General features: G+C 56.3%; 16 protein-coding genes. 8 read left to right on the top strand and 8 right to left on the bottom strand.

The genetic code is table 11. The annotated features are described in order from the left end of the window. Positions 1-79 precede the first annotated feature (79 nt). The 4 genes from NZD89_RS22175 to gluQRS all read right to left on the bottom strand — a co-directional run bounded on the left by NZD89_RS22175 (position 80) and on the right by gluQRS (position 4,578). A complete protein-coding gene (locus NZD89_RS22175) occupies positions 80-1,525 on the bottom strand; it encodes an aldehyde dehydrogenase family protein (RefSeq protein WP_268004868.1) in 1,446 nt (481 codons plus the stop codon). 104 nt (positions 1,526-1,629) lie between these two features. Beyond that, positions 1,630-2,733 carry a Gfo/Idh/MocA family protein gene (locus NZD89_RS22180; protein WP_268004869.1) on the bottom strand — a complete coding sequence of 368 codons (1,104 nt, stop codon included), beginning with the start codon at positions 2,731-2,733 and terminating at the stop codon, positions 1,630-1,632. 56 nt (positions 2,734-2,789) lie between these two features. Continuing rightward, positions 2,790-3,587, bottom strand: a complete 798-nt coding sequence (locus NZD89_RS22185) for an HAD family hydrolase (protein WP_268004870.1) — start codon at positions 3,585-3,587, stop codon at positions 2,790-2,792. Positions 3,588-3,606: 19 nt separating this feature from the next. Continuing rightward, positions 3,607-4,578: a tRNA glutamyl-Q(34) synthetase GluQRS gene (gene gluQRS / locus NZD89_RS22190; protein WP_268004871.1), complete on the bottom strand. Its 972-nt coding sequence runs from the start codon at positions 4,576-4,578 to the stop codon at positions 3,607-3,609. 170 nt (positions 4,579-4,748) lie between these two features. Between gluQRS and NZD89_RS22195 the strand changes: the two genes are divergently transcribed. Both NZD89_RS22195 and NZD89_RS22200 read left to right on the top strand, forming a co-directional pair. Next, the gene (locus NZD89_RS22195; protein ID WP_268004872.1) at positions 4,749-5,726 is read left to right on the top strand and encodes an aldo/keto reductase; all 978 of its coding nucleotides are present in this window, start codon (positions 4,749-4,751) and stop codon (positions 5,724-5,726) included. A 53-nt stretch (positions 5,727-5,779) separates the two neighbouring features. Continuing rightward, positions 5,780-6,574, top strand: coding sequence for an FTR1 family protein (locus tag NZD89_RS22200; protein WP_268004873.1), 795 nt, complete (start codon positions 5,780-5,782; stop codon positions 6,572-6,574). An 89-nt stretch (positions 6,575-6,663) separates the two neighbouring features. Here NZD89_RS22200 and NZD89_RS22205 read toward each other — a convergent pair whose 3' ends face one another. Further along, positions 6,664-7,227 (bottom strand): thioredoxin family protein, encoded by a 564-nt coding sequence (locus NZD89_RS22205; protein WP_268004874.1) that lies wholly within the window; start codon positions 7,225-7,227, stop codon positions 6,664-6,666. Between the two features lie 196 nt (positions 7,228-7,423). On the opposite strand from NZD89_RS22205, the gene NZD89_RS22210 reads away from it, so the two are divergent. Both NZD89_RS22210 and NZD89_RS22215 read left to right on the top strand, forming a co-directional pair. After that, entirely contained in the window at positions 7,424-8,773 is a 1,350-nt protein-coding gene (locus NZD89_RS22210; protein ID WP_268004875.1) for a beta propeller repeat protein, read from the top strand. A 529-nt stretch (positions 8,774-9,302) separates the two neighbouring features. Further along, a complete protein-coding gene (locus NZD89_RS22215; RefSeq protein WP_268004876.1) occupies positions 9,303-9,608 on the top strand; it encodes a hypothetical protein in 306 nt (101 codons plus the stop codon). 47 nt (positions 9,609-9,655) lie between these two features. Here the strand turns inward: NZD89_RS22215 and NZD89_RS22220 are convergent, their stop codons facing one another. Continuing rightward, a complete protein-coding gene (locus NZD89_RS22220) occupies positions 9,656-10,063 on the bottom strand; it encodes a thiol-disulfide oxidoreductase DCC family protein (RefSeq protein ID WP_268004877.1) in 408 nt (135 codons plus the stop codon). Between the two features lie 118 nt (positions 10,064-10,181). Here NZD89_RS22220 and NZD89_RS22225 point away from each other — a divergent pair, with 118 nt between their 5' ends. After that, entirely contained in the window at positions 10,182-10,934 is a 753-nt protein-coding gene (locus NZD89_RS22225) for a YqjF family protein (protein ID WP_268004878.1), read from the top strand. Positions 10,935-10,957: 23 nt separating this feature from the next. Here NZD89_RS22225 and NZD89_RS22230 read toward each other — a convergent pair whose 3' ends face one another. After that, positions 10,958-11,158 carry a hypothetical protein gene (locus NZD89_RS22230; RefSeq protein ID WP_268004879.1) on the bottom strand — a complete coding sequence of 67 codons (201 nt, stop codon included), beginning with the start codon at positions 11,156-11,158 and terminating at the stop codon, positions 10,958-10,960. A 241-nt stretch (positions 11,159-11,399) separates the two neighbouring features. Between NZD89_RS22230 and NZD89_RS22235 the strand changes: the two genes are divergently transcribed. Beyond that, entirely contained in the window at positions 11,400-11,666 is a 267-nt protein-coding gene (locus NZD89_RS22235) for an FAD-dependent oxidoreductase (RefSeq protein WP_268004880.1), read from the top strand. Next, complete coding sequence (locus NZD89_RS22240; RefSeq protein WP_268004881.1) at positions 11,666-11,917, top strand: hypothetical protein; 252 nt, start codon at positions 11,666-11,668, stop codon at positions 11,915-11,917. Before NZD89_RS22235 ends, NZD89_RS22240 begins: the two co-directional genes overlap by 1 nt. On the opposite strand, the gene NZD89_RS22245 is transcribed toward NZD89_RS22240, so the two are convergent. Continuing rightward, complete coding sequence (locus NZD89_RS22245; RefSeq protein WP_268004882.1) at positions 11,909-13,456, bottom strand: carbon-nitrogen hydrolase family protein; 1,548 nt, start codon at positions 13,454-13,456, stop codon at positions 11,909-11,911. The two genes, NZD89_RS22240 and NZD89_RS22245, sit on opposite strands and share 9 nt — an antisense overlap. 365 nt (positions 13,457-13,821) lie before the next feature. Between NZD89_RS22245 and NZD89_RS22250 the strand changes: the two genes are divergently transcribed. Continuing rightward, complete coding sequence (locus tag NZD89_RS22250; protein WP_268004883.1) at positions 13,822-14,664, top strand: NAD-dependent epimerase/dehydratase family protein; 843 nt, start codon at positions 13,822-13,824, stop codon at positions 14,662-14,664. The last annotated feature ends 63 nt before the right edge of the window (positions 14,665-14,727 follow it).

Below are 14,727 nucleotides of genomic sequence, written 5' to 3' on the forward strand. Positions count from 1 at the left end.
GCCTTGGGGCCATCCTTCTGCGTCGTAAACCACGACGGAAGGATGGCCCGGAAGTCCTGGCTCTGTGCTCGACGACGGCTTAAGAGAATGCGCCACTGCGAAATGCGACCATCTTCACGTCCATCATGTCATACATCGCATAGCGAACGCCTTCGCGGCCCGTTCCGCTCTCCTTGACGCCGCCATACGGCATTTGGTCTACGCGAAACGTCGGAACTTGGTTGATGAGGACCGCACCCGTGTGGAGTTCCTGAGTGGCGAGAAGGGCGTGATCGATATTTTTGGTGAATGCGCCCGCGTTCAAGCCGAACTTGGAGTTGTTGGCGCGGCGAATCGCGTCCCGCCAATCGTCAAACGGTGCAATGAGCACCACTGGACCGAATGCCTCTTCCTGGCTAAGCTCTGCGTTCTCCGGAACGTCGGTCAAGACCGTCGGATGCATCACGCGGCCGTCAATCTTGTCGCCCGTCACCACCTTCGCCCCTGTGTCCACCGCGTTTTTCACCCACGAGGACAGCCTGTCCACCGCCTCCTGATTGATGAGCGCGGAGATATCCGTATCTTCGTCCAATGGATTGCCGATTTTGAGGCGCTGTGCGCGCTCGGCCACCATCGCTGTAAATCGATCATAGAGGCTGCGATGTACGTAAATCCGCTGAATGGAAATACAGACCTGGCCGTTGTAGCTGAACGCCCCGGCCGCCGTCTCGTCGGCAATCTTGTTGAGCTCCCCCTCGTCAAACCCTGCATCCACCAACATTGGCGAGTTCGATCCCAATTCCAACGTGACCTTCCGCAGCCCAGCCTGGGCGCGAATCAACTTGCCCACGCGCGGGCTGCCTGTGAAGGTGACAAACGCGACATCCGGATGCGTCGTCAAAACTTCACTGAGCTCTTTGCCGTCGCCGGGAATGATGTTGAGCACCCCGTCTGGCAGCCCAGCATCCTTGAACAACTTGGCAAGGACCAACGCCGAGAGCGGCGTGTGTTCCGCAGGCTTAAGAACGATGGTATTCCCCGCCGCGATGGCTGGACCCACCTTGTGAGCCACGAGATTCATCGGGAAATTGAACGGAGTGATGGCCGTGACGACACCCATCGGTTGGTGCACCGTGTACGCCGTGTGCCGCTCACCGTGCGGCGCAGCATCCATGGGTACCGATTCGCCGCGGATATCTCGCGCCGCTTCGGCCGCGAACAGGTAGGTCTGCACAGTCCGCTCCACTTCGCCGCGTGCGGCCTTGAGCGGCTTGCCCGACTCACGCGCGATGGTTTCGGCCAGTTCGCCTGCTCTATCCGCGATCAATTCCGCTACAGAGCGCAAGATATGCGCGCGCTCCCAAGCCGGTACGTGCCGAAAGTCCTCGAACGTCCGCCGTGCCGATTCGATAGCCGCCTTGGCTTGGTCGACCGACGCGTACCCCACTTGTGCAATGACCTCACCGGTATAAGGATTCTCAAGCGGTACTAGGCGGCTCGCTTCCACCCACTCTCCCTGAATCCACAACTGCGATTCTCCAGCCATATGTCATCCCTCCAAGTGTATGATTTTCCTCCATCGACATCCGAATTCATCCTCTATTGTAGCCCGTCCTAGCCAGGAGACCAAATTCATGACAGGGCATCCACTTACCCCACCTGAATTCGAGCGCCGTCTCTGTCTCCGGACTCCATCGCCGCCGCCACCACTTGTTGTGCCAACACTGCGTCGTCGAACGTCGGAACTGGAATGTCCACGGTTCCCCCGCAGAGGCGCCGCGCAAATACCGCGAGGCCTGTCGCATGCAAGTTCAACAGCGTACTCTGGGCGAATTTTGCACCAAGTGGCTGCAGGATTGAGGCGTGGCTCACCTCTGGCGCGAGCAGGTCACTGTGGTGCGTGTGCAGTTCCACGCCTCGGTAGGACTCGAGTGGAATATGCAGTACGCCATGTTCGCAGACGATATCGATAAAATCTCGCTCGCGACCGTAGTGCACCCGAGATACCTCGAGGGTTCCAACGGCCCCACTCGTCATCTGAAGGGTGGCGCTCGCCCAGTCGTCGACATCCACCGCTTCGTCTCCAGACTGACCACTGCGTCGCGTCACGAAGGTTTTGGTCGCCGCCGAGACCGAGTCGACTCGGCCAAGCAGCATATGTAAGGTGTCAATCAGATGGATACCAAGATCCATCATCGCTCCTCCGCCGGCTTCGCCACTCTGCAAGCGCCACGACATCGTTCGGTTCGGGTTTAAATAGCCGCCGTGCAGCAGTTCGGCGCGAAAGGTCAACACGCGCCCCAACTGACCGGACAGAAGCCAGTCCCTGGCCTCGATCACGGCCGGATGAAACCGGTACATCAACGCCACCTGGTGTACGAGGCCGGCCTGTTTGACCCGTTGTGCCATCTCCTGTGCCTCTTCCAGCTGGTGACTGATAGGCTTTTCGCAATAGATGCCCCACCCCATTTCCAGCGCAAGCTGGAACGGGGCGTAGTGCAATGCGTTCGGAGACGTGATGTCGATAGCGTCGATGGGTTGTTGCAAAAGCGCCGCTAGGTCATCCGTTACGAACGAAAAACTTTCTGCCGCACGCGCTGCGGCCTCGCTCTCGAGGCTGCGAACGACCGCGGCGTCCCAGACAAGCCGTGGTGCGGCGACTGCGCAAGCGAGATTGAGCTGACTCGCGAGGACGTGAAAACGTCCAATATATCCATAACCATGAAGTGCCATGTGGATAGACTGATTACCCATCCAGCTTTCCTCCTTCGCCTCTGCAAACAAAATGGAGAGTGTCGGTGCGTGGCGCGTTAGGATACCCGCTCAGCCACAAAGAACGCCTCGAGCCAGGCGGCGACCCCATCCTCGTATGAAGCATGTGTGCGCGTATCGGCAAACGGAAGCAAGTCTGGGTTGGCATCCCTGACGGCCACGCCGATCCCGACAGTCGACAGCATCCCTGCGTCGTTCATCTCGTTTCCGAATGCGATAGTATGCCCTTTGGCGATGCCGAGTCGGTCGGCCAAAACCATAATCGCCTGCCCCTTCGACGTCCCGGCGGCATTGATGTCCACCGTCCGCTCGTCCGTTCGGGCAAACGCCAGGGGCTCACCCGCGAACGCCTGCTCTAGTCGCAACAGGACCTGGTCCATTGCGCCGTCGTCCATAATCACGGTCAGTTTATAAATTTCCCCGCCCGCGACCGAATCGACCACTTTCGCAGACCACGTCTCACGTTGGCGAACGGCCAGATCGCCGGATCGGAGGATGAGCCGGTCGTCTTTCGTGGTGGCGATGACCACCGCTGGCAAGCCATCCATCGCGCGTTCCAATTTTTCCACATAGTCGGCGGCAATGAGCCGGTTCACGAACGACTGACCGTCTGGACGGCCAATCCAGGCGCCGTTCGACGCGACGACATAGCAGGGGACGTCGAGGAACGAAACGACGTCAACCATGTGATCCCAATGGCGTCCACTTGCCAGGACGATGACGTGCCCCGCTTCGTGTAGCCGTGCAAATACGTCCTTTGCTCGCTGACTTGGACGACCATCCGGGTGCAGTAAGGTTCCGTCCAAATCGGTACTAATCAACCATCTCGTTGTCATCTCGTCCATCCCTCTTTGTCTAGAATGTCTCGTAGATCTTCAATCGCCGCATGCACAACTCATCCATTTGCACAGGGCGCTTGTGCAGGCGCGTCAGGTCAAACCGTTCCACCAACTCCGACGGAGACGTCGGCCTGATGGAATCGGACAACCCGGCGAGATACGATATCACGCCGACGATTTCCTCGGCCGCCACACCAGACTCTCGCATCGCGCGCACGGTGCTAGATCGGTTGCGCTTAGACAGTCGACGCCCCTTTGCATCGACCACCAACGGAACGTGTGTAAACGTCGGAGGGCGTCGACCTAAGGCTTGATACAGTGAAATTTGCCGCGGTGCGGAGGAAAACAGATCGGCCCCGCGCAACACGTCCGTGATCTCCATCGCCGCATCGTCGACGACGACGGCGAGCTGATACGAGAATACGCCGTCGGCGCGGCGAACGATGAAATCTCCCCCGTCCAGGGGGTTCACCCGCGTCTCGCCAATCAGCCTATCGAGCACGACCACTTCCTTATCTGGTGCGCAAAACCGCAGCGATGGCCGTTTTTGCTGTGCTCGCGCTCCTCGCTGGGCTTCGGTCAAGTGACGACAGCGGCCCGAATAGCGAGGTTCATCAGCAAACAGTCCATGTGGTGCAGAAGCCACTTGCACGAGCTCGGCCCGACTGCAAAAGCATGGATACAGGTAGCCCGCGACCTGCAATTGATGCAAAGCAGCCTCGTATTCGGGCAAGCGCGCGCTTTGCTGGTAGGGCCCGTGAGCCCCGCCGACATCTGGCCCTTCATCCCAGTCTAGCCCGAGCCAACGCAAGTCCTCCATCACCTGTGCGACGTAATGTGAACGACACCTCGCCTCGTCGATATCCTCTATGCGCAGCACGAAGTCCCCGCCCACAGACCGCATCTGCAGCCAGGCCATGACGGCGGTGAACGCGTTGCCGATATGAAGTTCGCCGGTCGGGCTTGGCGCAAACCTTCCCCGTCGCACGTACGATGCCTCCTGAACAAATACAATGGTTCTTGTAGTTTCAGGTTAACGCAAAGATGAGGATTACGCGAGAACCGATAGCACCATGACGGCACCGTCCCAATTTTTATGTGGACGATTCATGCGCTACACTGTAGATGAAAGACGAATCGTGGAGAGGGGCATTTGTTGTGAAATACAATCGGTTAGGTCACAGCGGACTCGTGGTCTCAGCACTTGGTCTTGGCACCAATTCGTTCGGCGGGCGCGCCGACGAAGAGACGTCCGTGCGCATTTTGAACGAGGCGATTGAACACGGTATCAACTTTATCGATACGGCCAATGTATACACCAACACGCAGTCGGAGTCCATCATCGGGCGCGCACTTTCCGGCGGCAAGCGCAAACAGGTCATCCTCGCCACGAAAGTCGGCATGCCCCGCGGGGAGCAACCGAATCAGGGCGGCTCTTCGCGGCGCGAGATCATGGAACAAATCGACGCGAGTCTCACTCGTCTCCAGACAGATTATGTCGATCTCTACCAAATCCACACACTCGACAAGTCGACGCCTATGGAGGAGACGCTGCGTGCGCTGGACGACCTCGTCACAGCCGGTAAAGTACGCTACATCGGGGCGTCCAACTATATGGCTTGGGAACTGATGAAGGCACTCAGCATCAGTGAACGCGAGCGCCTGAACCGATACGTCTCCATCCAGCCCTGCTATTCCCTGGCGGATAGGACCATCGAAGTGGAACTCGAGCCGCTTTGCCTCGAAGAGGGCATCGGCATCATCCCCTATTTTCCACTCGCAGGTGGCATCCTCACAGGAAAGTACGCAGAGGGGGTTACGCCGGCCGGATCACGAATGGAAAAGGAGCCCCGCTTCAAAGAGCGACTCGACCAAGAGCGCGTTGCCCTCGGCAACGGCGTACAGTCGCTCGCGTCGGAGTTGGGTACGACGGCAAGCGCCTTGTCGCTGTCCTGGTTGATGCATCGCCCGTCCGTCTCCACCGTCATCGTCGGCGCGTCGCGACCTGAACAGGTCCTCACCAACTTGCAGAGCGCCGAGTTGGAGCTGTCCGCCGACACATTGCAGCGTCTGGATGGGCTGAGCGAGCCGTTCAAGCATGCACGTCCCTTTGCCGTGTTCCGCCCGCTGGCCTGAATCGGAAAGAAAAAATAGTCTGCGGACAGTTTCGCCCCAACGGAATGTCGCCGTTGGGGTGTGTATTCTGGCCTCAGGTCTATTGGAAGCCAATCTCGACTGGCGCCGGACTCGCATTTGGGGCCACGCTCGTCACCTGGTTCGTCGTCGTCGGTATTATCTCATTAGTGGGCCAAACCACGCCTGAGCTGGACATTCAGGCAGGAACCGGCCTGTTGGCCATCATCGTGCTTCTGGTCGTCATGAACTGGTTCTTTCACCGAATTTACTGGACCGGTTGGATCTCCATGCACAACCGAAAGAAGAAAGAGATCATCGCTACGTTCGAATCGTCGTCGGACGCTTCTGCTATGGAAGCGGGAAAATCCGTCGCATATAAAGGATTGCTCGTCTTAGGATTTACGTCTGTGTACCGCGAAGGCTTTGAAGTCGACTTGTTCTTACAGAGTACGCGGATGCAACTGGGGTCTGGCGTCGTCGTGTTCGGTGCCGCCATCGGCCTCTTTCTATCGCTCATCGTCGCGGTTCTCACCTTCCTCGCCCACCGCAAACTTCCGTACAAGAAGATGCTCGTCCTGACCGGTGTGATGTTGGGCGCCGTCCTCCTGGTGATGGTCGGCGAGCAGGTTCAAGAGATGCAACTTGCCGGTTGGATGGGGACGACGGTGGTCCCTGTGCACATTCCAGATTGGGTGGGACTATGGTTCTGCGTATTCAACAACGTACAAGGGCTCGTCGCTCAGCTCATCGCAGCGTTGTTCGTCATCGGATCCTATTTTGGCGCACAGTATGTCCGCGTGTGGAAACCTCGCCGACAACATGCGCGCAACGCGGCCGTCAACGGTTGACGTTCAGATGGCGCCAGAACTCGCAAAAAAGCGGAGGGCGCTTCCTTCCCTCCGCTTTTTTGTGTGATGCGACAACAGACCGCCACCACTCAAATGCCTTGTAAGATGTCTTTGACTTCCTCGACAATCAACCTTTGATAGCTGGTGTCCGTCCCGTAGCGACGCATAATTTCCTGACGAGCGACAGCGAGATTGTCTTGGTAGTCCGGTGCCTCTCTGTCCGGGTTCGCCGCTTTAAACGCCACCATCGGTTCTTGGACGTAGGTCGGGCGCGGTCCCCAACGACCAACGACACCTCCCTCCGCATCGAGGAAGAGAACGACGGGAATGGAGCGCCCTCCCAAGGTGAGGAACTGGTCCATCGTGTCCAGGTGGTCTTCCATAATCAGAACTTCCGTCGGGATACCCGCTGCTTCCATTAATCGAAACACGACCGGAACATTCCGAACTACGTCCCCACACCAGTCCGCGGCGATGATCACGCAGCGAATCCCGGGTACTCGGCAGTTCGCAAAGAACGTCCGCGAATTCTCGTCAGGCCAGGTGAACTGGTTATACCACTGCTGCAACTGTTCTTGGTTGCGCGTCATGTTCTCCACAAACTCCGTTGGAGACAACCCCTGCCCCTTTTTTTCCGAAAGATTGACGCCCATCTTCATCACCTCATGCCCATTGTAGCAAGGATAGCGCTTGCACGATATGGCAAGTCAAAGCGTCGTTACACTGCGCAAACGCCTTTCTGCCTACGGACGGTCGCCTCCATGCATGACATGGGATCACTGGGAAAGCCTAATGTGCTAAGAGCAGAGAGATCACATTACTTTTTCACCTGAGACAGGGGGCCACAATATGAAAATGCCTCGCACCTTGGCGTCTTTACTCACTGTCACCATGGTCATCGGCTTGACCGGGTGTTCTGTGTACAGCAATAACGACACCGGCCAGCCGGGGCATGGCCGTGGCAAGGCGGACTCGTTTGGCGCCTTTACTGGGGATACGCGAACATCCTCAAAGGAGTCGGTACTCGATACATCGGGCTTGGCTCACCAAAAGCCAACCGATCCCAGCATCCCGGCCACCGTATCCCTTCGCGCACTACAACAGAGCAATACCTATTACAACCTGAGCATGGCCACTGGGGAAGTCGGCTATCGCTGGGGATACGTCAACGGGCAACTCGCGATGGAACGAACCGAAGATCAAGGAAAAAGTTGGTATTCATTGACCCTTCCACTGGCATTGCGCCTCGACCAGATGAAGGCCGGTACGGGAGCGCTGGAAAACCCGAATGTTCAGGTGGTAGATCCCGATTCTGTCTACGTATTTGCAGTCATCGGATCACGCCTTCTCTCCCTGCATACAGCGGACGCAGGACACGACTGGACGCAGACGTCCCTGCCGCTGGCCACCGGTGGCTTACAATTGGCGAGCGTGAGCCTGCTCGGCGACCAAGATGGTTGGATGTTGTTGCGAGGTCAAGGGAAACAGTCGGGCATCCACGAACTGTACCACCTGCAGGATCACGCGACCAAAGCCACTTTATTGCATGTCCGGCCCAATGCGAAAGACGCCGGATTGCCGAGCGGCGCACAGGCGGTTGTCAGTTTTACCAATCCCCAGAAAGGATGGCTTGTAGCTGCGACCACCGCCAGCGCGGTGCAGCTATACATGACAAACGACGCAGGCCGCACGTGGAGTTCCAAAACGCTTCCTGCCCCGCAGGAGCTCACCGGATGGAAGGCAGTGCTCGTGTACCAACCTGCCATTTTGGAACAAGAAGGTTCCTTTCTCGTGCGCTATGCCCGACAGACGGGTGCGAAGATGCAGTACCAAGTTGCAGGGTTCCGTTCCATCAACGGAGGGTTGCAGTTTAAATCGCGGGTAGAGGATCAATTGCAGGATGCGATGGCCAGTTATACAGGAGATCCGGCTTATTTCCTCAACCCAGACTACGGTTGGGCCATCAATGACCAGCGCTTGGTCGCCACCTGGGATGGCGGTATGACCTGGCGGACCATCCACTCGTCGTCGTTTGAGCCAATTCTCCACGCGTACCCGCGCATCCTCGGTATCGACTTCGTCTCCGATACCGTGGGCTACTGCTTACTTCAAAGCGCCGATTACAAGAAGACCGCGTTCGTTCACTTGACGGAGAACGGGACGACGACCTGGCTTCAAGCAGAGATTGTGAGTCATTGACCATCACCCAGCGCTCTCCAAAGGCGAAACGCCCCGCTGCCTTGCGCCGCTTTGCGCATGGCGGGACGTTTCGCCTTCTCTGTCGCTGTGCAGAACCCTTGCAGCCGAGAACTGCAGCAATCGATTCAATCGCTCCAAAAACTTCAGAGTCTCTCGAGGTGGGAATCGGAGTGCATCGAGGAAGTTGAAATCAGTATGCTGCGCCTGCTGCACCAATTGCCGGAACAAGCAGGAAGAACAGCACGAAGATGATCAAGAATACGACTGCCCACTGCGTGTAGCCACCGAATACACCGTACATGATATGACCTCCTCCAGCGAAGATAGTGTATCCTACGCGGGGAGTCCAAATTGGGATGGGCAAACGCCCTGGCCAAGCGGAATCTGTGCCGCTGCCCGCATGCATCGGCGGGCTCGTGTTGGCGAATTTGTCACCGCGTATCGAATGAGCGGTGCGGCATAGAGGAATTGTCACCCGTCGTGTCAAAATTCCATGGACGACACGACTATGTTAAGGATGATGAACAATATGGATACCAACTTGCTCGAGGTGCATCTATTACAGGAAGAAAACAAAATTGAGTTGCGGACCGCGTTTGTCAATCTGCCGACCATCCGCGCAATCATTGACGAACAAGCCGGATTTACACTGCTCCCCCCGGTCGACGGGAGCACAGGCAAAGCCCTCACACAGCCTTCTCCCGACGGAGAAGTCGCACAGATGGTTCGCTTAACCGGCGGCATCTATTCAAATTCCATCGACGGTGCGGAGGCGCTGATTCAGTGTATCCGTGCAAAATTCGCAGAGGATGATCTGGATATCTATCTGATTTAACCAGGACCCTGTCATCGTATTCCATGATGGAGCGAGTCCCATGGACATCACCGTGGCACGTGTCCGCCCAAAAACCGATTCTTCATCTCATCGGTCGGAACCATGCACGAATCCTGCTGCCCAAACCACTGACGACGATGTCTTGCGACGAAGTCGTAGGCGGCGTCGCGCAGAGGCGCGGGAATCAGGACAAAGAGGTAATAGAGCGGCCACACCCCGCGAAGTTCCCGCAGAATTCGAAGGACTGCGGCAGATTTGACATAAATTTGCCCCTCCTCCAGGAGGACGACCGAATTTTGGTCGACACCTGCGGAATCAATCCATTGCTCTGCGACCACCGACTGCAGCGGCGCGAACCGAAATCGCCCTGTAGGATCTCGCAGGATAATGAAGCGTACCACCGCGCTGCATAAATGGCATACGCCGTCGAACAAAACCACCTTGTTGTGCTCCATCGCCACGACCTCCCGGAAACGACTTTGCTCTAGACGAAGGAGACCTCCAAGTCTTAATACAATTTTAGCAAACGCCTACAACAGACTGTAAAAGTACACCGGAACAGGGGGCGAAACGATGCAGGGGAACACCGACTTACACCGACAGTATCCGATTCCAAATGGGCCGTGGGTCATGCACCAGACGTGGGAACGGGTTCTGTTTGCGCACTGGCCCGTCGCCGCGCCGCTCCTCGCGTCAAAGCTTCCACCCGCTGTCGCGCTCGATACGTTTGACGGTCACGCTTGGCTCAGCCTCGTACTGTTATTGGTGAGTGACCTGCACCCGAGGTACATGCCGCCCATTCCGGGCGCAAGTGCGTTCGCCCAGGCTAACGTACGCACCTATGTCAGCAAAGACGGACGTCCTGGTGTGTGGTTCTTTCGTCTGGATGCCAACAGTCCTCTGGCGGTGGCCTTGGCGCGACGATTTTTTCACCTGCCGTACTATCGTGCGACGATTAAAACTGAACAACGCGACGACGCGACGCATTTTTCACTGTCGCGGGGACGCCTCAAACACCCCGTTCAAACGCTCACTTGCGACTACCGACCCGCGTCGCCTGTATTCGAAGCGACCCGCGGTTCCTTGGAATCGTGGCTGACCGACCGATATTGCCTCTATACCAGTTACGCGGGGCGCCTTTATCGCTCAGACATTCACCATACGCCTTGGGAGTTGCAGAAAGCAAAAGCACATTGGACTCACAACACGCTGTTTCCCGATTGCGGAGCGTTCGCAGCGACGCCCCCCCTCTTGCATTTCGCAAAGTGCAAAGGCGTACACGTCTGGGCGCCAGTCGAGGCTGATTCGCACACACATCCTCTTTAGAGCCTTAACGCCATTGTCACGAGCTAGTGTTGAAGCATGAAAATGATGCCGACTAATAGAGCGAGTAAAAAAATCATCAATCCCGCCACGGCACCCATTCGCAAGGACGTGCGACGGCCTTTGTCGCGGTCGGAAGGGTCCCGTTCACGCGTCGGGCCCCGTTCTGCGTCAGACTGGTGGGGCATGTAATCCCGCTTTGAAGGTTCCGACTCGTCTCTCGCCACGCTCATCCCTCACTTTCTTTGCCTACCATCCTACGCGCTTTTCGATCGACGATAAAGGGATTTTCTAAATTTTCGGCCTGATAAGATGACCGTCCTCTTTTTTAGTAGAATGATTTCCTGCCTGACAGCCACACGACTCCCTATATCTACCAAATTCACATCCATTTACGGACACATCTGCCAACTTTGCCGTCGCTTAGCACCAACAACAAGGCAGGATGGACGCGAGGAGGTTACACAGTTGAGTCAGCCAGGCAGCAAGTCGCTCCCAACTGGGCCAAAACCCTATTGGCCCGAGTCCGTTCGGGTACCATCGTGTTCGAAGCTGGAGGAGGATATCGAGGTCGACGTAGCGGTCGTCGGCGGCGGAATCACCGGCGACACTGCCGCCTACCTGTTGTCCATCGAGGGTCTGAACGTGGCGGTCATCGAGGCGGACAAGCTTTTGAATGGATCTACAGGGCTGACCTCTGGGGTGGTGGCGGCAGAACCGATGCGGACATCGTGATGGGCCGGGACACCCCATATCAAAACCTGTATCATCCCGCCCGTTTTTTCGCCGACCCAAGTCTTCGCCGCTTCCTGCTGCACAGCGGCAATGTCGCCGCGCATCTCATCAAGGGCAAGATTGAACTCCCAAGTCTTGAGCCATCCGAGCTCATTACCGGCGAAGGTGCCGTGGTGACCTACAACGGCACGCGGGAGGGTGCGAACAAGGCACGAGAAATTCGCCAGGTTCAACTCCAAACGTCAGTCTGACTTTAAATCCTTCAGTTGCACCCGATACAGGTCCCTGCGCCTGTCGCGAAGTTGGCGGACGGAACCCGAATTTCGGGACCTGCGCAAAATCTCTAAATCGACGTCTCCGACGACGACGGTATCGATGTTCGCATCGCATTCCCCGACAATTCCGTCGCGTGCGAAAGCGAAGTCAGACGGAGCGAAGATACCCGACTGCGCGTATTGAATGTCCATGTTTTCCACGTGTGTCAAATTCCCGACTGTGCCGGCGATAACGGTGTACACTTGGTTCTCGACCGCTCTCGCCTGTGCGCAGTAACGCACGCGCAGGTATCCTTGCCGATCATCCGTACAAAACGGGATGAAGATAATGTTCGCACCTTTGTCGACGGCGATGCGGGCCAATTCCGGAAACTCAATATCATAGCAGATTTGAATCGCTATCTTTCCGCAATCCGTGTCAAACACGTGAATTTCGTTTCCTTCTTCGATCCCCCACCACTTGCGCTCATTGGGGGTTGCATGAATCTTGTACTGCTTCTCGATAGTCCCATCCCGCCGAAAGAGATAGGCCACGTTAAAGATGTCACCGTGCTCCTCGACGAAGTGTGACCCGCCAATGATATTTACGTTATAGCGCACTGCGAGCTCCGTAAACAGGTCGATATACTGGTCCGTGTACGTCGAGAGGCGCCGAATCGCTTGGTCCGGCCGCTTTTCCTCGAGAAACGACATCAGTTGGGTCGTGAAAATCTCCGGAAAGCAGACGAAGTCCGATCCGAAATCGGCCGCGACGTTGACGTAGTACTCGACTTGAGTGTAAAACTCATCGAACGAGTCAATTTTCTTCATCATGTACTGCACGGCGCAGATGCGTACCGGGAACGACGCGCGGTACACGCGTCGAGATTTAGGACGATAATCGATATTATGCCATTCCATGAGCGTGGCAAACGCTTCCGATGCCTTGTCGTCAGGCAGGTATTGCGTGTTGATCCGCTTGACGGCAAACCCTTCAAGGATTTGGAAGGACAAAACGGGATCGTAGATGTTGTGCTTTTCGACCTCTGCCACGTATTCGCGCGGCGTCATCTGTGACTTGTACTTGTGGTAGTTCGGAATTCTACCGCCGATGATGATGCTTCGAAGGTTGAGCTCGCGCGCGAGCTCCTTGCGCGCGTCGTACAGGCGGTGGCCAATTTTCATTCTCCGATATTCGGGATCTACCATCACCTCCACACCGTACAGGTTAAATCCGTCGGGATCGTGATTGCGGATATAGCCGTTATCGGTGATCACGTTCCAAGTGTGCTGATCGTCGTACTCGTCGAAATTGACGATGAGGCTCGAGCAAGAACCGACGATTCTATCTTCAAATTCGACGCAAAATTGGCCTTCTGGAAAAATGCGAATGTGACTTTCCAGTTGCGCGCGCTTCCAGGGCTCCATGTTCGGGAAACAGCGTCGGCCTAAGGCAATAATCTCTTCGATGTCCTCCACGCGCGTGTTGCGAAGGATGATTTTTCGTTCGTATTTGGAGATGTCCAATTCGGGCATAACAAATTCCTCCTACACAGTAACCGCAGGGTACGTACACTCATACGCGAACCATCCCTGGCCTGTGACGCAAGTGGTTCATCCCCCGCATCCGCCACAAAGAACCAGCCGAGCCGAATGTCGCGTAACGCCTATCGGTCAATTTGTCCTGTTTGCTGAGGACATAATCGCGTACCCCTATTTTACCTACATCGTGGGCGGGTTGACGAATGTCGAGCGATGGTCACATCGGTTAGGCACGGGTTTTCTCCTGGCAACATCTCGACGGAATTGGTTTATTCATCTAACATAAAGAAGTACAATTGATAGAGACATGAGACGTCACGCGCGTCATTCCTGAAACCGCAATCAGAGGGGGCAGTACTTTGCCAAAAGTAGTGATTACGGGTGGTAGCGGCCTGTTAGGCCCTTGGGTTATTCGCGAATTTGTCGACCATGGATACGAGGTACTCAACGTGGACACGAAGATACCAGAACAACGGCTCTGTCCGACCCTGCTGACCGACTTGACAAACCTTGGCGAAACGTTCGAGGTCCTCGCCGGGGCCGATGCGGTCGTCCACCTTGCAGCCATCCCTGCCATGAACATTCGCCCAAGTGACACGACGTTTTACAACAACACCATCACGACCTACAACATCCTCGAAGCCGCATCGACGCTTCGCATTCAAAAGGCAGTTATCACATCGAGCGAATCGTCATACGGCATCGTCTTCGCACTCCATCCATTCGGCCCACAATACGTTCCGATGGACGAAGCTCATCCACAGCTCCCACAAGATGCATATGGATTGTCCAAAATCGTCAACGAACTCACAGCAGATATGTTCCACCGCAAATCCGGAATGCAAATCGCTTCCTTCCGACTCGGAAATGTCATCTCGCCAGACATGTATAAAAACTTCCCGTCGTTTATTCACGATGCGGACCAGCGAGACAGGATTTTGTGGAGCTACATCGACACGCGCGACGCAGCAACCGCCTATCGACTGGCCGTCGAGGCCGATGGACTGGGCTGCATCCGCCTAAATATCGCAGCGGATGACACCAGCATGGACATCAAGAGCCGCGACCTCATGGCTGCAAAATATCCAGAAGTAACGGATTTTCGAGAACCTTTGAACGGGTACGAATCCCTCTTGTCCAATCGCATGGCCAAAGAGGTACTGGGCTGGGAACCCGTGCATCGCTGGCGCGATTACGTGTAAACTCATAGGCAAAGCGCAAAGAGGCCCGCAATTCCCCTTCTACTGGCTTGGGGAATTGCGGGC

Origin of the sequence: Alicyclobacillus fastidiosus, from assembly GCF_026651875.1 — a bacterium.
In the GTDB taxonomy this organism is placed as follows: domain Bacteria; phylum Bacillota; class Bacilli; order Alicyclobacillales; family Alicyclobacillaceae; genus Alicyclobacillus; species Alicyclobacillus fastidiosus.